23 protein-coding genes and 2 pseudogenes are annotated in these 20,267 nt (G+C 62.9%); 14 read left to right on the top strand and 11 right to left on the bottom strand.

All coding sequences use genetic code 11. The features are described 5' to 3' along the window. Window positions 1-24: 24 nt before the first annotated feature. Together FFM81_RS14730 and FFM81_RS14725 are read left to right on the top strand one after the other, a co-directional pair. Complete coding sequence (locus FFM81_RS14730; protein WP_025415702.1) at window positions 25-327, top strand: hypothetical protein; 303 nt, start codon at window positions 25-27, stop codon at window positions 325-327. Between the two features lie 26 nt (window positions 328-353). Beyond that, entirely contained in the window at window positions 354-980 is a 627-nt protein-coding gene (locus FFM81_RS14725) for an exopolysaccharide biosynthesis protein (protein ID WP_138384772.1), read from the top strand. A 24-nt stretch (window positions 981-1,004) separates the two neighbouring features. Here FFM81_RS14725 and FFM81_RS14720 read toward each other — a convergent pair whose 3' ends face one another. Then, on the bottom strand, window positions 1,005-1,565 hold the full coding sequence (locus FFM81_RS14720; protein ID WP_138384773.1) for a TetR family transcriptional regulator: 561 nt from the start codon (window positions 1,563-1,565) through the stop codon (window positions 1,005-1,007). Window positions 1,566-1,652: 87 nt separating this feature from the next. Between FFM81_RS14720 and FFM81_RS14715 the strand changes: the two genes are divergently transcribed. Further along, window positions 1,653-2,567 carry an SDR family oxidoreductase gene (locus tag FFM81_RS14715; RefSeq protein ID WP_138384774.1) on the top strand — a complete coding sequence of 305 codons (915 nt, stop codon included), beginning with the start codon at window positions 1,653-1,655 and terminating at the stop codon, window positions 2,565-2,567. A gap of 9 nt (window positions 2,568-2,576) precedes the next feature. On the opposite strand, the gene FFM81_RS14710 is transcribed toward FFM81_RS14715, so the two are convergent. From FFM81_RS14710 to FFM81_RS14695, 4 genes and pseudogenes are all read right to left on the bottom strand, one after another. Then, a complete protein-coding gene (locus FFM81_RS14710; RefSeq protein ID WP_425504974.1) occupies window positions 2,577-3,629 on the bottom strand; it encodes a fatty acid desaturase in 1,053 nt (350 codons plus the stop codon). A 360-nt stretch (window positions 3,630-3,989) separates the two neighbouring features. Then, window positions 3,990-4,133: a hypothetical protein gene (locus FFM81_RS14705; protein ID WP_164896004.1), complete on the bottom strand. Its 144-nt coding sequence runs from the start codon at window positions 4,131-4,133 to the stop codon at window positions 3,990-3,992. A gap of 347 nt (window positions 4,134-4,480) precedes the next feature. Further along, window positions 4,481-4,857: pseudogene (locus tag FFM81_RS14700) on the bottom strand (hypothetical protein). Window positions 4,858-4,952: 95 nt separating this feature from the next. Continuing rightward, complete coding sequence (locus FFM81_RS14695; protein WP_138384775.1) at window positions 4,953-6,353, bottom strand: MFS transporter; 1,401 nt, start codon at window positions 6,351-6,353, stop codon at window positions 4,953-4,955. Window positions 6,354-6,476: 123 nt separating this feature from the next. Between FFM81_RS14695 and FFM81_RS14690 the strand changes: the two genes are divergently transcribed. Further along, window positions 6,477-7,439 (top strand): LysR family transcriptional regulator, encoded by a 963-nt coding sequence (locus tag FFM81_RS14690; protein ID WP_003569384.1) that lies wholly within the window; start codon window positions 6,477-6,479, stop codon window positions 7,437-7,439. 46 nt (window positions 7,440-7,485) lie between these two features. Here FFM81_RS14690 and FFM81_RS14685 read toward each other — a convergent pair whose 3' ends face one another. Continuing rightward, the gene (locus FFM81_RS14685; RefSeq protein ID WP_003569382.1) at window positions 7,486-7,866 is read right to left on the bottom strand and encodes a VOC family protein; all 381 of its coding nucleotides are present in this window, start codon (window positions 7,864-7,866) and stop codon (window positions 7,486-7,488) included. 183 nt (window positions 7,867-8,049) lie between these two features. Next, window positions 8,050-8,667: an NADPH-dependent F420 reductase gene (locus FFM81_RS14680; protein ID WP_138384776.1), complete on the bottom strand. Its 618-nt coding sequence runs from the start codon at window positions 8,665-8,667 to the stop codon at window positions 8,050-8,052. Between the two features lie 102 nt (window positions 8,668-8,769). Between FFM81_RS14680 and FFM81_RS14675 the strand changes: the two genes are divergently transcribed. Beyond that, window positions 8,770-9,657 carry a LysR family transcriptional regulator gene (locus FFM81_RS14675; RefSeq protein ID WP_003569380.1) on the top strand — a complete coding sequence of 296 codons (888 nt, stop codon included), beginning with the start codon at window positions 8,770-8,772 and terminating at the stop codon, window positions 9,655-9,657. Between the two features lie 39 nt (window positions 9,658-9,696). On the opposite strand, the gene FFM81_RS14670 is transcribed toward FFM81_RS14675, so the two are convergent. Next, window positions 9,697-10,602, bottom strand: coding sequence for a S1C family serine protease (locus FFM81_RS14670; protein WP_003569379.1), 906 nt, complete (start codon window positions 10,600-10,602; stop codon window positions 9,697-9,699). 200 nt (window positions 10,603-10,802) lie between these two features. On the opposite strand from FFM81_RS14670, the gene FFM81_RS14665 reads away from it, so the two are divergent. Together FFM81_RS14665 and FFM81_RS14660 are read left to right on the top strand one after the other, a co-directional pair. Beyond that, a complete protein-coding gene (locus tag FFM81_RS14665; protein WP_138384777.1) occupies window positions 10,803-12,206 on the top strand; it encodes an aminotransferase-like domain-containing protein in 1,404 nt (467 codons plus the stop codon). A gap of 196 nt (window positions 12,207-12,402) precedes the next feature. Next, window positions 12,403-12,771, top strand: a complete 369-nt coding sequence (locus FFM81_RS14660) for a DUF983 domain-containing protein (RefSeq protein ID WP_138384778.1) — start codon at window positions 12,403-12,405, stop codon at window positions 12,769-12,771. Here FFM81_RS14660 and FFM81_RS14655 read toward each other — a convergent pair. Beyond that, a complete protein-coding gene (locus FFM81_RS14655) occupies window positions 12,741-13,667 on the bottom strand; it encodes a LysR family transcriptional regulator (RefSeq protein ID WP_138384779.1) in 927 nt (308 codons plus the stop codon). The two genes, FFM81_RS14660 and FFM81_RS14655, sit on opposite strands and share 31 nt — an antisense overlap. Before the next feature lie 141 nt (window positions 13,668-13,808). Between FFM81_RS14655 and FFM81_RS14650 the strand changes: the two genes are divergently transcribed. The 4 genes from FFM81_RS14650 to FFM81_RS14635 all read left to right on the top strand — a co-directional run bounded on the left by FFM81_RS14650 (window position 13,809) and on the right by FFM81_RS14635 (window position 16,584). After that, window positions 13,809-14,420 (top strand): glutathione S-transferase family protein, encoded by a 612-nt coding sequence (locus FFM81_RS14650; RefSeq protein ID WP_025415713.1) that lies wholly within the window; start codon window positions 13,809-13,811, stop codon window positions 14,418-14,420. A gap of 60 nt (window positions 14,421-14,480) precedes the next feature. Continuing rightward, entirely contained in the window at window positions 14,481-15,434 is a 954-nt protein-coding gene (locus FFM81_RS14645) for a pyridoxamine 5'-phosphate oxidase family protein (protein WP_138384780.1), read from the top strand. Between the two features lie 105 nt (window positions 15,435-15,539). Beyond that, window positions 15,540-16,001 (top strand): nuclear transport factor 2 family protein, encoded by a 462-nt coding sequence (locus FFM81_RS14640; protein WP_025415715.1) that lies wholly within the window; start codon window positions 15,540-15,542, stop codon window positions 15,999-16,001. A 22-nt stretch (window positions 16,002-16,023) separates the two neighbouring features. Further along, on the top strand, window positions 16,024-16,584 hold the full coding sequence (locus FFM81_RS14635) for a TetR/AcrR family transcriptional regulator (RefSeq protein WP_138384781.1): 561 nt from the start codon (window positions 16,024-16,026) through the stop codon (window positions 16,582-16,584). A 128-nt stretch (window positions 16,585-16,712) separates the two neighbouring features. Here FFM81_RS14635 and FFM81_RS33145 read toward each other — a convergent pair whose 3' ends face one another. Continuing rightward, complete coding sequence (locus FFM81_RS33145) at window positions 16,713-16,844, bottom strand: hypothetical protein (protein WP_003569364.1); 132 nt, start codon at window positions 16,842-16,844, stop codon at window positions 16,713-16,715. A 158-nt stretch (window positions 16,845-17,002) separates the two neighbouring features. Between FFM81_RS33145 and FFM81_RS14630 the strand changes: the two are divergent. Both FFM81_RS14630 and FFM81_RS14625 read left to right on the top strand, forming a co-directional pair. Then, window positions 17,003-17,706: pseudogene (locus tag FFM81_RS14630) on the top strand (hypothetical protein). A 52-nt stretch (window positions 17,707-17,758) separates the two neighbouring features. Then, entirely contained in the window at window positions 17,759-18,064 is a 306-nt protein-coding gene (locus FFM81_RS14625) for a Dabb family protein (protein WP_003569361.1), read from the top strand. A gap of 227 nt (window positions 18,065-18,291) precedes the next feature. On the opposite strand, the gene FFM81_RS14620 is transcribed toward FFM81_RS14625, so the two are convergent. Then, window positions 18,292-19,515: an MFS transporter gene (locus FFM81_RS14620; RefSeq protein WP_003569359.1), complete on the bottom strand. Its 1,224-nt coding sequence runs from the start codon at window positions 19,513-19,515 to the stop codon at window positions 18,292-18,294. 495 nt (window positions 19,516-20,010) lie between these two features. On the opposite strand from FFM81_RS14620, the gene FFM81_RS14615 reads away from it, so the two are divergent. Beyond that, entirely contained in the window at window positions 20,011-20,259 is a 249-nt protein-coding gene (locus FFM81_RS14615) for a hypothetical protein (RefSeq protein ID WP_003569357.1), read from the top strand. Window positions 20,260-20,267: the final 8 nt, after the last annotated feature.

Genomic DNA, 20,267 nt, shown 5'->3' with positions numbered 1-20,267 from the left:
CGTTAACAAAGGAAGGAAACAGATATGATCTCGAATTTCATCGCTTGGATTTTTGCCCTGCTCGTCGTCGATCCGCTGCAGGCTGAGATACAGCAACAGGTTGAGCGCGCCCGGTTTCCCGTGGAGATCGTCAGCCAGTCCCAGGCGTGCCTGGCATCCCAGGGGCCGCAGCTCATCAAACGTGCCGCCGGCGACTACGGCTGGGCGGCGGCCACGGTCGTCAGTATCGCGATCGGCCACAGCTCGCCGGTCGAGCTTCTCGATGGCAGGGACCCGCAATGCGCAGCCATCAACGGCGTCTTGAATGGGGCCGGCGCAGCTGCGTGACGGCAGCGGCCCGGATGGACCGTATGATGTCTGATCAGAACTTATATAGAGGCGCAGCGCGGGGTGTGGCCACCGCGAGGCTTCGGGAGATGCTGGAACTCGCCCGGGCGAAGGGCGGCCTCTCGATCGGCGAGGCGCTGGAGGCGATGGGCCCAACCAGCATCGCCTTCACCATCCTGTTCCTGGCAATCCCGGCGCTGACCCCGATTCCCGGCCCGTTCGGGATGGTGTTCGGCACCGCGCTGGCGCTCGTCTCCCTCCAGATCGTCGCGGGCGGCCGGAAGGTGTGGCTGCCGGCCGTCGTCCGCGATCGCCAGGTTTCGTTTGCCGCACTCGATCTCGTCCTGGGTCATGCGGTTCCGGTGATCGCCCGGGTGGAGAAGGTCGTGCGCGCTGGCCGGCTGGAATTGTTCACAGGCCCGAAGGTGCAGGCGCTGCTGGGCATTCCTGTCTTCCTGCTCGCGGTCGTGGTCGCGCTGCCAATCCCGTTCGGCAATATTCTGCCGGTGTTCTCGTTGGTGGTCCTGGCCGTCGCCCTGATGGAGCGGGACGGCCTCGTCACCCTGATCGGACTGCTGCTTACATCGGCAACGATCGGCGTGACCGTCGCTTTGCTTTATTTTATCAAGGCGATGTTGGTCGCTGCCTATTAATTTAGGCGAAATGTCCGGGCAGGATCAGGATGTCATAGCGGCGAGAAAGCGCCGCAGTTCCGCCTCGATGTAGGCATCCACCCGCCCTTCTGCGCCGAACCCCCACCAGGTGAGTGAGCCCTGCCATTGCGACAGCATCAGCCGGGCGATGGTCTCCGGCGCATTCGCCGATGCGAAACACCTGGCGATCGCCGCCGTCAGCGCCGTTCCCCAGGCAGCCCCGCGAGCCCGCAGCACCGGATCGCGGAAATCCTCGCGAAGCACCAGCAATCCCTCGCCATAGGCGGCGGCATTGTCGCCGTAATCCTGCGACAGGCCGACGAGCAGCGCGACGGCGCCTTCGGGGGTTTTCGGTACGCTCTCGGCAAGCCGGGTCGTTTCCGCATCCAGCCGGTCCCAGGCATGGAGCAGGGCTGCGCGCAGCATCGCCGTCTTTGTCGCGAAACGCTGCACCAGCGTCGAGCCGGAGAGGCCGCTGGCTTTGGCCACCGCCGCAAAGGTCGCCGCATCCGGCCCTTCGGCATGGATCAGCGCCAGCACCATGGCGAGAAGCTGCTCATCAGACAGTGTGCGGCGACGCGGCATGAATTTCCTCTTGCATCTGCCTTATTTATGAACGAGCATTCGTTTATATACAAGGGGCTCTTCAGTTCTAACGTGGAGGATAGAGAAGTGACAGCCGACTTGCGGGAGAAAGTGGCTTTGGTGGCGGGCGCAACACGCGGCGCCGGCCGCGGTATCGCGGTGGAACTCGGCGCCGCCGGCGCCGCCGTCTATGTCACCGGGCGCACGACGCGCGCCAGGCAATCCGAATATATGCGGTCGGAAACGATCGAGGAGACGGCCGAACTGGTGACGGCTGCAGGCGGCAGGGGTATCGCCGTGCCGGTCGATCATCTCGTCGCGCCGGAGGTCGAGGCGCTGGTTGCCCGCATTCGCCGCGAGGCCGGCCGGCTCGATATCCTCGTCAACGACATCTGGGGCTGCGAAAAGCTGTTCGAATGGGACAAGCCCGTCTGGGAACATTCGCTGGATAAGGGCTTGCGCATGCTGAAGCTCGGCATCGAAACCCATTTGATCACCGCCCATTACGCCCTGGCGCTGATGATCGAGCGGCCGGGCGGCCTGCTCGTCGAGGTGACCGACGGAACGGCCGACTACAATGCCACGCACTACCGGCTGTCGCCCTTCTACGATCTCGTCAAGACAGGCGTCACCCGCATGGCCTGGGCGCATGCGCAGGATCTGGCAAAACACGGCGCCACCGCCGTTTCGATCACCCCCGGCTGGCTGCGCTCCGAAATGATGTTGGATGCTTATGGCGTCCGCGAGGAGAATTGGCGCGAGGCGACCAAGGTGCAGCCGCATTTCGCCATTTCCGAAACCCCGCGCTTCGTCGGCCGCGCCGTCGCTGCGATATCAGCCGATCCCGACCGCGCCCGCTGGAACGGTCAGTCACTGTCGAGCGGCGGTGTGGCCAAGATCTATGGCTTCGACGATATCGATGGTTCGCGGCCGGATTGCTGGCGCTATATGGCCGAAGTGCAGGAGCCGGGCAAACCTGCGGATGTGACCGGCTACCGCTAAGGCCGCTTGCTATCGTACGGCTGCGAGCCGTGCGGCGTCGCGAAACGAGACCAGCCGCTTCGTCTGTTCGTCCCACAGCACCAGCTTGACGCAGCGCAGGCTTTCCATGAGCGTGATGCGGCCGAGGTCGGCAAGTTCCGGATGGTCCCGCAGCACTTCGGGCAGCCGGTAGTAGGGGACCCGGCTGGACAGATGATGCACATGGTGGATGCCGATATTGCCGGTGATCCAGCGCAGCACCGGCGGCAGGTCGTAATGCGAGGCGCCGTGCAGGGCCGCATGCTGGAACTGCCAGTCCGGCTTTTTCGACCAATGCGTTTCCTCGAACTGGTGCTGGACATAGAACAGCCAGACGCCGGCGGCGCCGGCCAGCAGCACGATCGGCAGATGCACCAGCAGGAAGGGGACGATCCCGACCGCCCAGATCAGCAATGCGGCGGCGAGCGCGATGGCCAGGTTGGTCGCCATCGTCGAGACCCAGGGCAGGGCGCCGGAGCGCATCATGCCGAAAGGCAGGCGCTGCTTGATGATGAACAGCCATGCCGGCCCGATCCCGAACATCACCGCCGGGTGCCGGTAGAGCCGGTAGCCGAGCCGGCCCCAGCGCGACAGCGCATTATATTCGGCGATCGTCAGCGTCTCGATATCGCCGACGCCGCGTTCGTCCAGGTTTCCGGCCGAGGCATGGTGTTCCGCATGCGCCCGGCGCCAATAGTCGTAAGGCGTCAGCGTTAGGATGCCGATGATCCGCCCAATCCAATCGTCGAGGCGGCGACGGGCGAAAAACGAGCCGTGGCCGCAATCATGCTGGATCATGAACAGCCGGAGCAGGAAGGCGGCGGCGGGAATGACGAGGATCAGGCCTGGCCAGAAACTGTAATGAACCGCGGCCCATGCGGCAGCCCAGAACAGCGCGAAAGGGACGACCGTGACGGCAAGCTCGAAAGCGCTGCGTCCGGCCCGTGGCTGGCGATATCCGGCAAGGATTTTCAGCCAGCGCTTTTCAACGAAAGCGCCTGGGTGAGCATCGGATCGCGCCGAGTTTTCATCGGGCCGGTCCAAAACGGCAATCTGCATTTCCTCGCTCTCGTTGCGGCGCGCGGGTTCGATCACAGAATGACACCGTGAAAAGCAGCGATGCTTGAAAGACCGAGGGCTGAGCGAACGAGGAAGGGCGGGTAATCCAACTGATACATTCTTTGAAGAGAGGTCATGGTCGCAGCACTTCCCGTTTTTCTGAAAGCATGTCAATGGGTGATCGTGCCGCGCCGGAGCGCCGCACGTCCGGCGATATGCGCCAAGACGCTCCATCGCTTCGAGGCTGCCCATGATCGATTCCGGAAAATCGATTCCGCTTTGAGGAATTGCGTGGTCCCTGCCGGCCGGCGGGGCGCAAGCCGTCCCGCCGGGCAGATGGAGGCGCTACTTCTTCGGGGCGCTGCCATGCGGCGCACTATTGGCGGCCGTCTTCATCTGGTTGGAGAATGTGCTGTCCGTCTTCGCCGCCTGCTTGTCCTTCTTCGGCTTGCGGACTTCGCGATTGCTTCTCATTTGCCCTTTTGCCATGGATGAAATCTCCTCTCTCATTGCAATTAAAAGCTGCGGGCTGCGCCTCAATCGCCCTCGCTTGTCGTTCGCGACCGAAGTTCGCGGGATCGTCACGCAGGCAACCCGGCAGCGGCGGACCGCAGGAATGGAATGAAATCGTTGGCTGAAGCCGATGCCGGGGCTTTCTCCCGGAAAACGGCCGTGGCGGAAACCCGCCACCGCATATTTCGGTCAATCGTCAATGGGCATCGTGTAACATGAAAATGAGACGCCATTAAGGCGCTGCCGCAAGAAAGCCATATTTCAGCAGCCCGTCTGTCCTTTCAGACTGGCTGGAAAATTCGCTCTCCGGAACATACCTAATATCAGCCGGCGGCGCGTCTTTCGCGCGGCAATCCCTGTATCGCATATCGATTACAGATGGGAGTTACCGGTTTCGGCGGCGCCTTCGGCTTGCCGAAATGATATTCGAGAGCCTTTGAGAGCATGGCCGGCGAGGTGACGCCCTCCTGGAACAGCTTGATCAGCAGCACCGCCGCCACGTTGAAGACGCATTCGTCGTCGGTCGGGATTCTAGCGTCGTAGCCGGCCTCGTCGAGCACGCCCTGAAGCATGTCGAGATCGGACGAGGTCAGATGCGGCTTTGCGGAAGGGGAAGACATCGGTCCTCCTTTCGTCGGGGCGAGGGGCCAAAACCCCCAGTCGGCAGCGCCCGTACCATGGCTGCCGACGGCGAGACCATGCACCTTTCGCCGAGGCAAGGCAATAAGTTTCTTGTTGCTAATATGCGCTTTTTCTTATGAAGAGCCCGCACCCCTCAAGGTGCGGGCGCGGCGGTCATTCCGCCGCCTGATAGGCCGACGGCCGGGCGGCCGATGTCCGCGGACCGGCGGCGGCAAGCAGGGTGATCGCGACCGCAAGCAGTGCCACGAAGGCGATGCCGGCGACATAAGGATCCCAGCCGAAATGCGGTGCGGCGCCGAACACGGCCGAGGCGGCTGCAAGCACGATGCCGCCGCCGATCTGGAAGGAGGCGAAGAGCAGTCCGGAGGCGAGCCCCGACTTGTCATCCTCGACGTCGGACAGGGCCGCGACCTGCACCGAGGGGTAGGTCAGGGCGTAACCGAGGCCGAGCGGGATCTGCGAGCACAGCACGAGCAGGATCGGGTCGACATGTCCGAGGGCGGTCACCCAGAAGATGTAGGTGAAGGCTTGCAGACCGACACCTATCGCCATCAGTCCGGTGGCGCCGCGATTTTGCGCGAGGCTCGCAAAACGGGGCGCCAGGAACATGACGAAGACGCCGCCAAGCGCAAAGCAGAAGCCTGTGGTGAAGGCCGACCAGCCGATGACGTTCTGATAATAGAGTGTCGCCAGGAACTGAAAGCCGACATAGGCGCCTTGGAAGAGGGCGGCAATCGCATTGGCGTGCCGGAGTTTCGCCCGGCGGAACATGCCAAGCGGCACCATCGGATCGGCGTGGCGCGCTTCGACCGCGAGGAAGAGCAGGATCAGCGCCAGCGAAGCGATCAGCGAGCCCCAGGTGGCAAAAGCCTGCCAGCCGGCGGCCGCAGCATTGGTGATGCCGAAGACGAAGAGCAGCAGCCCGGGCGTGATCGTCAGCGCGCCGGCCCAGTCGAAAGCGGGCCGCGGTCCCGTCCTTTTCGGGTCGGCCGGCAGCGCCAGCGGCGCAAGAAAGAGCGTCATGATGGCAACCGGCGCGCCCATGACCAGCGTCGCCCGCCAGCTGAAGATCGTCGCCGCGCCGCCGAGCACCATGCCGAGCACGAATCCGGTGGCGCCAGTGGAGGCAAAGACGCCGAGCGCTTTTGCGCGCGCCGTTCCTTCGCCGAAGACGGAGAGCAGCAGCGCAAGGGCCGCAGGCGCGGTGAAGGCGGCGGCAATGCCCTTGATCAACCGGGCGGCGATCAGCGTCGGGCCGCTGTCGACGAAGCCGCCGGCGATACTGGCGGCGGCAAAAATTGCCAGCGACCAGAGGAAGACGCGGCGATGGCCGAAGACGTCGGCGACCCGGCCGCCGAGCAGGAGAAAGCCGCCATAGCCGAGCACATAGGCGCTGACGGCCCATTGCAGCGATGTCGCCTCCATGCCGAGCTCGGCCTGGATGGCGGGCAGCGCGACGCCGATCGTGGAGACGTCCATAGCGTCGAGAAAGTTGGCGGTGCAGAGCAGCAGCAATGCCAGCCCCGCTCCGCTTTTCGATTTGGAAAATGTCATCGAAATCGTTCCTTCTTTGCTGCCGCTTCATCGGGGGAGATTGCCGGGCGGCAGGGAACGAGAAAATGTACAGCTTCCATTCCTATTGCAAATTGATAGTAGCTATGCCAGGTATTACTCACAATGATGAATGATGCCACGCTTCGCAAAATCGACCTGAACCTGCTGCTGGCTTTTTCGGTGCTGATGCAGGAGCGCAATGTCAGCCGCGCCGCCGAGCGGCTGCTGCTTGGCCAGCCCGGCCTCTCGGCTGCTTTGCGGCGGCTGCGCGAGGCGCTGGACGACGAATTGTTCGTGCGCGTCGGCCGCGGCCTGCAGCCGACGCCGCGCGCGCTTTCCATTGCGCCGGCGATCGAGGATGCGCTGTCGGGTATCGAGCGCGCCATCCGCCCGCAGGCCGAATTCGATCCGGCAAGCTGGCAGGGCGAGTTTCGCATCGGCATGTGCGACAATCTCGAATCGGCCTTCTTCGGCCCGCTTGCCGCACGCCTGCTGCAGCTCTCACCTGGCGCCCGGCTGATCGGCATCGCTTCGGAAAAGCGCGATGCCGCTCGCCGGCTGGACGAGGGCGTCTTCGATTTCAGCGTTTCCATGCATGACGAGCCGGCCTCCTGGCACATCCGCGCGCCGCTGTTCAACCAAGCTTCGATGTGCATTTACGACGAGGTTCAGCTCAAACTGAAAGCGCCATTGAGTCTTGAGGATTTCGCCAATGTCGCGCACGTCACAGTCTCGTTCGAGGGCAATGCCTCGACCAGCATCGACACCGCACTGAGCCGCACCGGCCATGTCAGGCGGGTGGTGGCGACGGTGCCGCGCTTTTCCGCCCTGCCGACGGCGCTGCGGGCGATGCCCGCCATCGCCACCGTGCCGGAATCGATCGGCCGCTGCATGGCGCAATTGCATGGGCTGACCATCTCAGCGCCGCCGATTTCGCTGCCGGCCGATCCGGTGACCATGCTCTATCGCCGGGTCGACCAGGCCGATGGCCGGGCGCGCTGGTTCCGCCGCCTGTTCCTCGACGTCGCCGGCGAGGCGCTCGAAGCCTCCGGCTGCCGCGTCGCAATATCGAGAGCGGCGGCGTGATACATGTCGCCGCGTTCCGTCCGGAATTGCTTAAAGATAGAGCCGGTTAGAGCTCACCCTTGTGGAAATAGGCTTCGAGGCGGTAGCCGTCCGGGTCGATGATGAAGGCGGCGTAATAGAACTGCCCGTAATCCGGCCGGATGCCCGGTTCGCCATTATCCGTGCCGCCGGATGCAACGGCGGCTGCATGAAAGGCATCGACCGCGGCTTCGTTGGGGGCGACGAAGCAGAAATGCAGTCCGGATCTGAGATCGGCAACAACCGGATGCTCGACTTGCATGATCCACAACCCGACCCTTTCCGGGCCGTAACCGATCATCGTGTCGGCATTGGCCAGGCGCTCATATCCGAGCGGCGCCAGCGCTGCATCGTAGAAGCGCCGGGCTCTTTCGAGGTCTTTGACGCCGAGGGAGATATGATCGAACATGGACCGCAAACTCCTATAACACGCCGATCCGGATTCGGGGTGATGCGGCATCACCATCTTTCAACCGCTCTCCGAAGTCAACGAACCCGCTGTCGGGAGCGGTCGGCGTGACCATTGCCAGCAAACCCTTCCGGCCCAGCAGCCCGAATGACTGGCCCCGCGCGCGCGCGGCCAGTCCTCACATCAGGCTTTCACGGCAGCCCATTTCGGAGCAATGCCGGTACCGCGGCCCAGGCCGTAACCGAGGCGGATGTTGAGCATGCCCAAGGGCTCGAGCAGGCGAGCGGCGTCCAGCGATCCGGTCTTCTCGACAGCGAAGCCGGCGTCCTTGACCAACGCCGCGGCGGTTTCGACGGCGTCTTCGTCGCCGGCCAGGAAGACCGGAAGAGTGACGGTCTGATCGGGAGAGGCAGCAAAAAGCTCGGCAAAGATCGTGTTGAAGGCCTTCACGACCTTGGCGCCTGCGGCCTGGCGCTGGATCTCTTCGGCGGCCGACGTATCATGGCCAAACAGCAGGCCGGAGAAATCCGGTTTGAGCGGGTTGGTAATGTCGATGACAATCTTGCCTTCCAGCGCCGCAGCGCCGGCAAACTCGAGTGCCGAAGCATAAGGCAGCGCCAGCACCACAATGGCGGCTTGCGCCACGGCGCTCGCGATCGGCGCGCTCGAAGCACCGATCTCCGCTGCCAGCGACTTTGCCGCGGCCTCGTTGCGCGATGCGAGGATGAGATCGCGCTTGCCGGCCAGCCGACGGGCCAGGCCGGCACCCATGTTTCCAGTTCCGATGATGGCGGTTTTCATGTGGTCGTCTCCTTGGTGAGATTGAATGTCTCGGATATAGCCGACCGCGATCCCATCTTTAATGGCATTGAATGCGATTATATAATTGCATAAAAGTATCGAATGAACGATCTCACCAACCTGCAGACCTTTGTCGCCGCTGCGACATCAGGTAGCTTCGCGAAGGCTGCCGCCAGGCTCAACCTGTCGCCCGCCATGGTGGGCCGCCGTATTCAGGCTTTGGAGACGGACTATGGCGTCAAGCTGATCGAGCGCACCACCCGAACCCAGAGGCTCACCGAGATCGGTGTCAGGTTTCTAGAGAGAGCAAGCCGGGTCATCGATGAGCTAGAGCAGTTGAACGATCTCGCCGGGCCGCAGAACGACGAGATATCCGGCCACCTCCGCATCAGCGGCCCGACCACTCTGGGGGTAAAGCGGCTGGCATCGTCCATCGCTCGCTTCGCCAATCGACATCCCGCTGTCAGCCTGGAGCTCAATCTTACCGACCGTAACGTCGATATGATTTCGGAAGGTTATGACCTTGCCATTCGGGTGGCGCAGTTGCGCCCGTCTTCCTTGATCGCAAGAAGGATCGGCACTTATCGCTTCGTCTGCTGCGCCTCTCCCGCTTATCTCGACAAGAACGGCGTGCCGGCTCATCCCGAGCAGTTGGAACGGCATCGCTGCATCCTCAGCCTCAACCTCGTCCCGCGGGATCAATGGCATTTCGAAGATCGGGATGGACGGGTGGTGGCGGCAAAGATCAACAGCAATATCGGTATCGACAATGGCGAAGCCATGCGGGTTGCCGCGGTGGAAGGTGCCGGCATCGTCTATGCGCCTGAGGTTCTGGTGGAGGAAGACATTGCCGCGGGACGGCTGACCGAGGTGCTCGGCGATTGGGAAAAGTACAGCCTGCCCATCCATGCCGTTCACCCGTCTCGGCAGTTCGTGCCGCGACGGGTGAAGGCGGTGATCGGCTGGGTCGCCGGGGATCTCCGCCGATAGAATTGCCTGCAGACAGAGGTCGCGAAGGGCGGCGCGGCCTTACTGCAATTGCGGTTTTTTCAAAAAGCTGTTGCGGTCGGCGGATTTGATGCGCAGCCAGGCTTCACGGCCATTCCTGAGGATCCGCATCGGAATCTCGGCGCCGGCCGGGCCACTGTTCCAGACCTTGCGGTAGAAATCGGCCAGGCCGTCGACCTCTTCGTCGCGGATCTCCGAGATGATATCGCCCTGCCGCAGGCCCGCCTGGGCTGCCGGCCCGCCTTCGGCCACGCTCATTACCACCACGCCGCCATTGCTCTCGGCGGAGAATGCACCGAGCCAGGGCCGCGGCGGCTTGTTGACCTGGCCGCGATTCAACAGATCGTCGAGGATTGGCGTGAGCAGATCGATCGGCACGACCATGTTGATATCGGCGACTTCGTCGCCCTGGCTCATTTGCAGGCGAAGCGAACCGATGCCGAGAAGCTTCCCGTCCGAACCGATCAGCGCCGCACCGCCCCATGAGGGGTGAGCCGGCGCCGTGAAAATCGCCTCATCGAGCAGATATTCCCAGTAGCCGGCGAATTCCTGCCGGGCGACGATGTTTGCCTCGACGAATTCTCCGATGCCATCGGCAAGCACGACGGGGTCGCCGGCCTTGGCGCTTGCCGCGTCGCCGAGATCCACCGCCGGCGCATCAAGCACCCCAAGCGCCTGCACCAGGCCGAAGCCGCTTTCCTGATCATAGGCGAGGGCATGGGCGGGAACGACACGCCCGTCATGGGTGGTCAGCCACACCTCTTCGGCCTCGGTGATGAGATAGCCGATGGTCAGCACCAGCCCATTGTCGCGAATGACCACGCCGCTGCCTTCCCGGACGGTTCCCAGCGTTTCCGCCGTAAAGGCATCTTCCGGAATGGAGGAACGGACGGCCACGACTGACCGCAAAATCGGATCGATATTCATGCTTTCATCCCGCTGGGCCGCCGGTACGAAGGACTGAAATCCGGCGCATTCCACCTTGAATAAGTAAGAAGATGGTTGGGCGGCGGCAAGACTGCAGGGGAGGGAATTTGCGAAACCAACTCCATGGCGCAGTGGACAGCGGCGCCACGCAACAATATACAGTCAATCCCATCAGCAATCAGACTGACGCGGATTACGACATGAAGAACTGGCATCCCGATCTCAGCCGCAGCAGCAGCCCCCGTTATATGGCGATCGCCGATGTGATCGAAATGGATCTGCGCAGCGGCGCTCTGGTGCTCGGGGACCGGCTGCCGCCGCAGCGCGAACTCGCCAAGCGGCTGAATGTCGATTTCACCACGGTGGCGCGAGGTTATGTCGAGGCGCAGAAGCGCGGGCTTGTCGATTCGCATGTCGGCCGCGGCACCTTCGTCACCGGCGGTGTGGACAAGCAGCGCCAGGGTTTCGCGCCGGGCGCTGCGCCCGATCCGCGCCGCGTCGCCGTCGTCGATTTTTCGATGAACATGCCGCCGGAACCGGATGACCCGGAACTGATCGCCCGCATGCGCGAGGGCATGGCGGCGGTGGCGGCCAACCTCATTCCGCTTCTGCGCTATCAGGGTTTCGGCGGCTCCGGCATGGACAAGGAGGCTGCCGCCGCCTGGCTCGACCGTCGCGGGCTAAGACCCTCGCAGGAGCGGATCTTCGTAACGCCGGGCGCCCATCCGGCTCTGCTGGCGATCTTCGGTCTGCTGGCAAAGCCGGGTGAGGCGGTGCTTTCGGAAAGCATCACCTATCCCGGCATACGCTCGATTGCCGCCCAGTTGCGGCTCAATCTGACCGGTCTGCCGATGGACGAGTACGGTATACTGCCGGACGCTTTTGCTACAGCCTGCGAGAGATTGAAGCCGAAAGCGCTCTATCTCAATCCGACGCTGCAGAACCCGACGACGCTGACCATCCCGGCCAAACGCCGCGAGGAAATCGCAGTCGTTGCCCGCAAATATCACCTGCCGATCGTCGAGGACGATGCCTACGGCTTCATTCCCCTGGAAGGCCCGCCGCCGCTTGCGGCAACGGCGCCCGATCTCACCTGGCATATCGGCGGGCTGGCGAAATGCATCGGCGCGGGGCTGCGTCTTGCCTATGTCGTGGCGCCGGATACCAAGGCCGTCTGGCCCTTCGTCAGCGCCATGCGCGCCAACAATGTCATGGCCTCGCCGCTGATGGTGGCGCTCGCCACCCGCTGGATCGAGGACGGCACCGCCGATGCGATCTTGCGCTTCATCCGCACCGAAGCCGCAGCCCGTCAGCAGATGGTCGCCGCCATCCTGCCGGCAGGCAGCTACCGTGCGGATCCGATCAGTTTCAATATCTGGCTGCCGCTCGCCAATGGCTGGACCCGTTCCACCTTCGGCGGCCACATGCGCTCCTCCGGCATCGGCGTCGTCGCAAGCGACGCCTTCACGGTCGAGGGCGCTGCACCCGAGGCCGTGCGGGTCTGTCTCGGTGGACCGATCACCCGGGAGAAGCTGCAGGGCGCGCTGGAATTCATGGCCCATGCGCTGGAAGGCCCGCCTGAGATGGCCGCCTCGTTCTTCTGAGCCGGCAACGCCGCAACTGAGCCCTTCAGGCAAGTTATCGCTCCGTGCGACCCCTTCACATCTGCGCCCGGGCGGCGGAAATCTGCGGCATTCTGTCGAGTTGACTGGTAATCTCTCACCAATGTATTTAAATTGAATGCATGCATTGTTGGGCATTGATTGGTTGATGCCTGGCGCAGAATAAGGTGTGATCATCATGGAAACCGAATTTCCGCCGCTTCCTCCGCTGCAGACCGGTATCAGGGGGCGCTGCCCGCGTTGCGGCCAAGGCCATATGTTCAAGGGCTTCCTGACGTTGCAGCCGGCATGCGAGGCTTGCAGCCTTGATTATTCCTTCGCCGATCCGGCTGACGGCCCGGCTTTTTTCGTCATCTGCTTTGCGTGTATCCCGAGCGTGCTGCTCGGCGTCTGGCTGGAGGTGGCGTTTACGGCGCCGATCTGGGTGCATCTTCTGGTCACCGGCCCCTTCATGCTCGCCACCTGCATTCCACCACTGCGGCCGCTGAAGGGCTGGCTGGTCGCCAGCCAGTATTTCTACAAGGCGGAAGAGGGCAGGCTGGCTTGAGACTTGTTGAGCGTCGCGCGCAGGCGCGGCGTGGCGAAATCGAGCAGGGCCCGCAATTTCAGCGGCACCAATCCCTGTGTGGGGTAGACGAGATGCACCGGCGCCGGCGGCGCTTCGAAATCGGCAAGCAGCGGCACCAGCAGGCCTGCCGCCTCGGCGCGTGCGGCCTGGTAGGAGAGCACCCGGGTGATGCCGAGGCCGGCGACCGCCGCATCGACCGCGGCCTCGGCGGTGTTGACGGCAAGACGTGAACGGATCGACACGGGGAGATCGCGTTTGCCCTCGGCGAAAGTCCAGCTCACTTTCGAGGCCATGCCCTCGAAGGTGACGCAGTCATGGGTGGAGAGATCGCCCGGATGCCGCGGTGTCGCGTGCCGCGTCAGGTAATCCGGACTGGCATAGACCGTCCGGCGGATCGAGCCCAGCCTGATGGCGATCAGGTTGCTGTCCGGCAGGTTGCCGATCCGGAGCGCCACATCGATATGATCCTCGACGAGGTTCGACAGCCGGTCGCCAAGCATCAGGCGCAGATTGATATCGGGATAGGCCTTCAAGAAGTCCACCACCACAGGCAAGACATGCAACCGCCCGAAGACGATCGGTGCGGTCATCGTCAACTCGCCCTTCGGCGCGCTGTATTCGCCGGCCGCCGCCCGTTCCGCCTCTTCCACCCGATCGAGAATTTCCCGCGCCGCCTCGACATAGGAGCGGCCGGCCTCCGTCAGCGCCACTTTCCGGTTGGTCCTTTGCAGCAGTCTGGCTCCGAGATGGGCCTCCAGTTCCGAAACCTTGCGGCTGACGGTTGCGAGTGGCGAGCGCAGATGCCGTGCGGCGGCCGACAGGCTGCCCTGTTCGACAACGGCCAAAAGCACGGCCATGGCGTCCAGGCGATCCATCCTATCCTTCCATAAATTGATAATATGCCTTCCAGTTTAGCATTCTACTGCATTGAAGTGGAAGGCAATAAATTGCCCCGCAGATGGTTCGAAGCGGCCATCGTCAATCCCCGCCAATCGGGAATAACGAAGGAAACCATCATGAAACTCTATCATCACCCGCTTTCCGGCCATTCGCACCGGGCTCACTTGTTCCTGTCGCTGCTTGGCGTGCCCTATGATTTGGTCGAGGTCGACTTGGCGGCAGGCGCCCACAAGGCGCCGGAATTTCTGAAGCTCAATCCCTTCGGTCAAGTGCCTGTTCTCGACGATGACGGCACGGTCATTGCCGATTCATCCGCCATCCTCGTCTATCTCGCGCGCAAATATGGCCGCACCAACTGGCTGCCGGAAGAGGCATTGGCTGCGGCGCGTATACAGAAATGGCTCTCGGTTGCAGCCGGCGAAATCGCCTACGGACCATGTGCTGCCCGCCTGGTCACCGTCTTCGGCGCCGATTTCCGCACAGACGAGGTGATCGCCCGGGCGCATCGCATTCTCACGCTGATCGAGGCGGAGCTCTCCGGCCGCAATTTCCTGCTCGGTGACAGACCGGTGATCGCCGACATCGCGCTCTACAGCTACATCGCCAACGCCCCGGAGGGCAATGTCGATATCTCGGCCTATCCAGGTGTGCGTGCCTGGCTTGCGCGCATCGAGGCGCTGCCGGGTTTCGTCGGCTTTCGCAAGACGAAGATCGGCCTCGCCGCATAAAACCCGTCGGGGCAGGATCGCCGTCCCGGTTTCTCAAAGTTGCCCGTAAGGAGGTTCGTGATGCTTGAGCAGACGAGACAGGATGTGAGTTCGCCTTGGCATGAGGGTGAACTCGCCATGCAGCGCAGCGTCGGCGTCGTCGAGCGCATGGACGGGCCGGGACGGAATTTCGTCCGCAAGGCCATGCCGGAGCAGCATCGGGCTTTCTTTCCGATGCTGCCGTTCCTAGTGCTCGGCGCCGTCGATGCCAAAGGCGATGTCTGGGCGACGGTGCGGGCCGGGCGGCCGGGTTTCATGTCCTCACCGGAGCCGGAGGTTCTTGACGTCCGTCTGCCGCGCGACCCGGCCGATCCTGCGGATTCAGGCATGGAAGATGGCGACGCGATCGCAATGCTCGGCATCCAACTCGAGACCCGGCGGCGCAACCGGCTGAACGGCGTGATCGGCAGGACGTATACCGGCGCTTTCCGTGTGCGCGTCGGCCAGAGTTTCGGCAATTGCCCCCAATATATCCAGCCCCGCTCTTCAGAATTTGTCCGCGACCCCGATGTGCCGACAGCGATGACGCCGCTGCATTCCGGTCACCTCGATGATCGCACGCGGCGAATGATCGAGAGCGCCGATACCTTCTTCGTCGCCTCCTATGTCGATCGCGAGGATGGCGAGCGGCAGGTGGACGTCTCCCATCGCGGCGGTTATGCCGGTTTCGTGCGGGTCAGCGCCGAGGGCGGGCTGACCATTCCCGATTTTTCCGGCAACCGGTTCTTCAACACGCTGGGCAATTTCCTCGTCAACCCGAAGGCCGGGCTGGTCTTCGTCGATTTCGAAACCGGCGATATGCTGCAGATGACGGGGAGGACCGAGGTGCTGCTGGATTCGCCCGAAATTACAGGCTTTCAAGGGGCGGAACGGCTGTGGCGTTTCACGCCCGAACAGATCGTGCTTCGCCCGGATGCTCTGCCACTGCGATGGAGGCAGGAGAGCGCTGAGCTGCAGCGCCGTTCCCGCGGGTGAGGCAGCCGTCTGGCTGAACGACCGCTAGAGCGAAACGCTGCGCCCGCATCTTGCCAATCGTTGTACCAATCGGTACAAACAAAACCGTTCAGTACAGGAGCGCCCATGTCCAGCCTCGTCCCACCCTTCACCCTTGAGACCGCGATCCGCAAAGTCCGCCTTGCCGAGGACGGCTGGAACAGCCGTGATCCCGAGCGCGTGTCGCTCGTCTATACGCCGGACAGCCGCTGGCGGAACCGCGCCGAATTCGTCAACGGCCGCGCCGAGATCGTCGCCTTTCTCACCCGCAAATGGGCGAAGGAGCTGGACTATCGGCTGATCAAGGAGATCTGGGCCTTCACCGATGATCGCATCGCCGTGCGCTTCGCCTATGAATGGCACGATGACAGCGGCAACTGGTTCCGTTCCTATGGCAACGAGAACTGGGAATTCGACGCCGCCGGCCTGATGCAGCGCCGCTTCGCCTGCATCAACGACCTGCCGATCCGGGAATCGGAGCGTAAGTATCACTGGCCGCTCGGCCGGCGGCCGGACGACCATCCCGGCCTGAGCGAACTCGGCCTCTGAACACTGCAAGGAAGGCCCGCCGGTGAAAACCGTCTACGAACGCGCCGACATCGTGCCGCTGCTGGCGGAAATCTTCCGCGAACTCGGCTATCAGGGTACGTCGCTCAGCCGCATCACCGAACGCACCGGCATCGGCAAGGGCAGCCTCTATCACTTCTTTCCCGGCGGCAAGGAGGAGATGGCGGGCGCCGTGCTCGCCGATGTCGATGCCTGGTTCGAGCAAGCGATCTACCGGCCGCTGAGACACGGCGACGCCCGCGAGGCGATCGCGGTAATGTGGACTGAAGTGAACGACTATTTCCGCTCCGGCCGCCGCATCTGCCTCGTCGGCGCCTTCGCCCTTGATGAGACCCGCGGACGGTTTTCGGTGGCAATCGCCGACTATTTCATCCGCTGGGTCAACGCCTTGCATTCGGCGTTGATGCGGGCCGGTTGTCCGGAGGAAGACGCGCAGGCGCTTGCCGAGGAGGGCGTTGCCGGCATTCAAGGCGCGTTGGTGCTGTCGCGGGCGCTTGACGACACGGCGGTCTTCACTCGATCGCTGGAAGCCGTGGCGAAACGACTCGATGCCGTGATGCAATGAGGGGGTGGTGAAGCCGACGGGATGTTTATCGCAGCTATGAAGAATTCACCCGGCCACATCGATTGGCCGGGGGTGTTGATCGGGCGCTGGGCGGCGCTCGATCTTACATCGCTACCGCTTTGCGTATCTCAGCGTTGTTGTTGAGGCTGCTGGGCCGGGCGCGGATTTTCCCGTTCAGGGCGAATCTGGCGCCATTCGTTTTCCATCTGGTCGACGACATGCTGGGGAATGGTGGGCTGCGTAGTGGCGGGCGCCTGCATCGGAAGTCTCCTCTTTTCGGGGTCAAGGCTTCAGGGCAGGAAGATGAATTACACAAGACAAAAGGCGTGTAAATCAGTAGCTTAAACGCTTTAAACGATTAAATAGATTTTAATCGATTAAGACGGTTTTAACCTTGATGTTTTTGGGAAGCGAGGGAATGGTTGTCCACATGGACCGAAGTTTCTTTTTCGATGCGGTGCGGCAAGAACTCTTCAAGGGAGAGATGACGCATCCTCAGGTAGTGGGCATCACGGCGATCCTCGACGCTTGGGAAAAGCGCTTTGCCCATGCCGACCGGCGATGGCTCGCCTACATCCTCGCAACCGCCTACCACGAAACGCCTATACGATGCAGCCGGTTCGCGAGACGCTGGCGGAAAGCGATACCCGCGCGGTCGAGATCCTCGAGACAGCCTTTGCCGCCGGCCGGCTTTCCTGGGTGAAAACGCCCTACTGGCGGCCGGACGAGGATGGCTGCTGCTGGCTCGGGCGCGGCCTGGTGCAACTCACCCACAAGCGGAACTACGAGGCGATGAGCGTGCTGACCGGCATCGACCTTGTCGCCGCTCCCGACCGGGCCATGGAGATGGATACGGCGGTGACGATCCTGATCGAAGGTATGCTGCAGGGAAGTTTTACTGGCCACAAACTTGCCGATCACCTGAGCGAGACGAACGAGGACTGGGTGAATGCGCGCCGCATCGTCAACGGCACCGACCGGGCGGAAAAGCTCGCAGCCTATGCCGTGGTCTTCGATGCGGCGTTACGTCCCGTCACGGCGTATGGCATGCTCGTGCGGTTGAAGCTATGGGTCTTGCGTGTTATCGCCCGGCTGACCGCTGGAGCGCCGCATCTCCGATAGGACGCGCCAAGGTCGCTCTGGCATCTAGATAAAATCCGACAGGAGATTCCGCGTGATCCGCCATATCGTCTTCTTCACCGTGCAGGAGGAACATCTGCAAGAGGTGAGGGCCGGGCTTTCGATCCTCACCGGCATTCCTTATGCGAGGCTCTTGGAAATCGGCACCAATGTGAAGACCGATCAACTGGGCACCGAGATCGATCTCGTGGTCTACGGCGAATTCGACGACGAGGCGGCCCTTGCCGCCTACAAGGCCCATCCCGATTATCAGCTGTCGATCGAGCGTGTCCGGCCGCTCCGGGAAAAGCGCATCGCCGCCGATTACGACAGCCGCACGGCGGTGACGCGGCCGCTTTGAATTCGCAAACATTCGGCGGCCATGCCAAGCTGACTCAACTTCTGAGCCGCCGGACTCAACTTTCGAAAAAGCGGTGGCAAGCGATTCAAGAGATTCGCCAAAAGCGGTTGCGCGTTGGTTGTGAGTTGGCGGCAACAGCCGCGATGCCTGGACGGAAAGCCGCTCTCGTCCCAATGTCGATGATAATCAAGACATATTAAGAATGGCTGACGTGACGGGCCGGGCTCTCACGATGCGACGGGGCTCGGCTGTGACGCGTGGGCGCCGCGCACCAGCGCCATCAGCATCAGCACGAAGGCCAGTGCCAAAGCCGCAAAAGCGGCGCAGGCGACGAGCGCCGGCCCGGTGCCGGCGCGGTCGAGAATGGCGGTGAAGAGGACCGGGGCGATGGCGTTGGCGAGGTTTTGCGGCAGCGACAGCCGGGCCGATTGCAGGCCGTATTCGGCAGGCGAAAACAGCGCCAGCGGCAGAAGCGCGCGGGCGACGGTCATGACGCCGGCGCCGAAACCGTAAAGCAGGATGAAGGTGACAAGCAGCGGTGCGGATTGACTGGCGACCAGCATGATCAGGAAACTGATCATCATCAGGCCGATGCCCATGGCCGCGCTGAGCATGGAGTTGCCGCGGCGGCCGAGCAGCATGTCGAGGAAACGTGCCGAGATGCCGAGCACGCCGCGCGCCGAGCCAAGCTGCAATGCAAAGGCTGGCGAGGCGCCGGACTGGCGGAAGATTTCGAGCAGCGATGGCGAAATACCGAAGGTGATAAAGGTCGAGATCGTCGTCGCCGCGGCAATCAGCAGGAAGGCTTTGCGCCGCGCCGCCGCGGTGAGCGGCACCGGGGCAATGTCTGCCGCGCCGCCTGCGATCTGCGTGACGATCGGTTTCGGCAAGGCGAAAAGATGCAGCGGCAGGCAGACGAAGAATTGCAGCGCCGCGCAGACGAGAAAGGTCAGGCGCCAGCCGAGCGTCTCGTTGAGCAGGCTGAGGATCGGCCAGAAGATGGCGCTCGAAAGCCCGGTGAACAGCATAAGAATGGCGATGACGCGTTTGCCGTTTTCCCCTTCGCGCTCGACGACGGCGGTATAGGCCGGTGCCGAAAGGCCAAATGCGCCCCCGATGCCGATGACCACCCAGGCGCTGGCATAGAGCACGATGCCGTTTGCGGCGGCAAGCAGGAGCAAGCCAAGCGCAAAGGTCAGCGAGGCGGCCGAAAGCACCCGGGCGGCACCGTAGCGGCCGAGCCAGCGGCCGGTCGCCGGACCAACGATGGCGCTGACCATCATCATGATTGTCAGCCCGGCAAACACCACCTCATTCGCCAAGCCGAGAGCGGGCGCTACGACGCGGCCCATGACGCCGAGCATGTCGAAGGTCGTGCCCCAGCCGATCAGCTGGGTGACGGCAAGCACTGTGACCGTCTGCGCCGAGCGAAAGCGAAAGGAATTTAGCATGGGTGCTGAAATGGCCTGAATGCGGGAGCCACAAGGACATAACAGTTTCAATCGGCCGGTCAAAGCCGCGATCGCAATTCGCCCCCCCGCGGCCTGCATTTTTCCCGCTAAGGGCGAAAAGATAGAGTGGTAATTTCAAGTCGGGCGCAGGAAAGTCGGGCCGATACCGGCAGCTGAAACGTGGCAAACAAAACGGTGCTGCCGATTCGAAGACGACCGTCATGGGGTCGGCTGGATGGGGTCGGCTCGGCCTGCGCCTGCCTTCGTGGGAAGAGGATGAAGAACCTCGTTAATCCAAAGGCGGAACGCCATTTTCCGATGAACGGAAAGGCAACCGAAGCGTGCCGCGGCAGCGGTTTTCAGCCGCTGACGCCGGCTGCCGCCAACAGTCGAGAATGGTTCTAAATGTCCTGCATTACAGTGCATTCATTTGCCATTCAGGTCGTGTGAGTACATATTCGCAGCACGTTGGCATTACCCTTGAAAGCATAGCACATGGCCTTTTCTCTGAGCGTCGCAGCACTGGCCGCCGCACTGGTGGTATCGGCGCCCTCGCCAGACGGCGCGGGCACCCTCGTCCTGCGCGTGGCAGCCGATTGCAGCGCCGCCGCAGCTCAGGTCGTCGAGCAGACAGGCGGCCAGCTCCTATCCGTGCAACCGGTGGGCGATACCTGCATCATCACCGTTCTGGTGTCGGGCAACGGCCAGCGTCCACGCAAAGTAACGGTAAAGGTTCCGATGTAGTCGGAATC

Origin of the sequence: Rhizobium hidalgonense (genome assembly GCF_005862185.2) — a bacterium.
Classification (GTDB): Bacteria; Pseudomonadota; Alphaproteobacteria; order Rhizobiales; family Rhizobiaceae; genus Rhizobium; species Rhizobium hidalgonense.
The sequence above is the reverse complement of the archived record's forward strand: the minus strand, read 5'-3'. Positions and strand labels throughout refer to the sequence as shown.

Coding starts and splice junctions, on each gene's coding strand:
- FFM81_RS14730 (WP_025415702.1), top strand. CDS start 25: ATGATCTCGAATTTCATCGCTTGGATTTTTGCCCTGCTCGTCGTCGAT.
- FFM81_RS14725 (WP_138384772.1), top strand. CDS start 354: ATGTCTGATCAGAACTTATATAGAGGCGCAGCGCGGGGTGTGGCCACC.
- FFM81_RS14720 (WP_138384773.1), bottom strand. CDS start 1,565: ATGCCGCGTCGCCGCACACTGTCTGATGAGCAGCTTCTCGCCATGGTG.
- FFM81_RS14705 (WP_164896004.1), bottom strand. CDS start 4,133: ATGGCAAAAGGGCAAATGAGAAGCAATCGCGAAGTCCGCAAGCCGAAG.
- FFM81_RS14695 (WP_138384775.1), bottom strand. CDS start 6,353: ATGACATTTTCCAAATCGAAAAGCGGAGCGGGGCTGGCATTGCTGCTG.
- FFM81_RS14690 (WP_003569384.1), top strand. CDS start 6,477: ATGATGAATGATGCCACGCTTCGCAAAATCGACCTGAACCTGCTGCTG.
- FFM81_RS14685 (WP_003569382.1), bottom strand. CDS start 7,866: ATGTTCGATCATATCTCCCTCGGCGTCAAAGACCTCGAAAGAGCCCGG.
- FFM81_RS14680 (WP_138384776.1), bottom strand. CDS start 8,667: ATGAAAACCGCCATCATCGGAACTGGAAACATGGGTGCCGGCCTGGCC.
- FFM81_RS14675 (WP_003569380.1), top strand. CDS start 8,770: ATGAACGATCTCACCAACCTGCAGACCTTTGTCGCCGCTGCGACATCA.
- FFM81_RS14670 (WP_003569379.1), bottom strand. CDS start 10,602: ATGAATATCGATCCGATTTTGCGGTCAGTCGTGGCCGTCCGTTCCTCC.
- FFM81_RS14665 (WP_138384777.1), top strand. CDS start 10,803: ATGAAGAACTGGCATCCCGATCTCAGCCGCAGCAGCAGCCCCCGTTAT.
- FFM81_RS14660 (WP_138384778.1), top strand. CDS start 12,403: ATGGAAACCGAATTTCCGCCGCTTCCTCCGCTGCAGACCGGTATCAGG.
- FFM81_RS14655 (WP_138384779.1), bottom strand. CDS start 13,667: ATGGATCGCCTGGACGCCATGGCCGTGCTTTTGGCCGTTGTCGAACAG.
- FFM81_RS14650 (WP_025415713.1), top strand. CDS start 13,809: ATGAAACTCTATCATCACCCGCTTTCCGGCCATTCGCACCGGGCTCAC.
- FFM81_RS14645 (WP_138384780.1), top strand. CDS start 14,481: ATGCTTGAGCAGACGAGACAGGATGTGAGTTCGCCTTGGCATGAGGGT.
- FFM81_RS14640 (WP_025415715.1), top strand. CDS start 15,540: ATGTCCAGCCTCGTCCCACCCTTCACCCTTGAGACCGCGATCCGCAAA.
- FFM81_RS33145 (WP_003569364.1), bottom strand. CDS start 16,844: ATGCAGGCGCCCGCCACTACGCAGCCCACCATTCCCCAGCATGTCGTC.
- FFM81_RS14620 (WP_003569359.1), bottom strand. CDS start 19,515: ATGCTAAATTCCTTTCGCTTTCGCTCGGCGCAGACGGTCACAGTGCTT.
- FFM81_RS14615 (WP_003569357.1), top strand. CDS start 20,011: ATGGCCTTTTCTCTGAGCGTCGCAGCACTGGCCGCCGCACTGGTGGTA.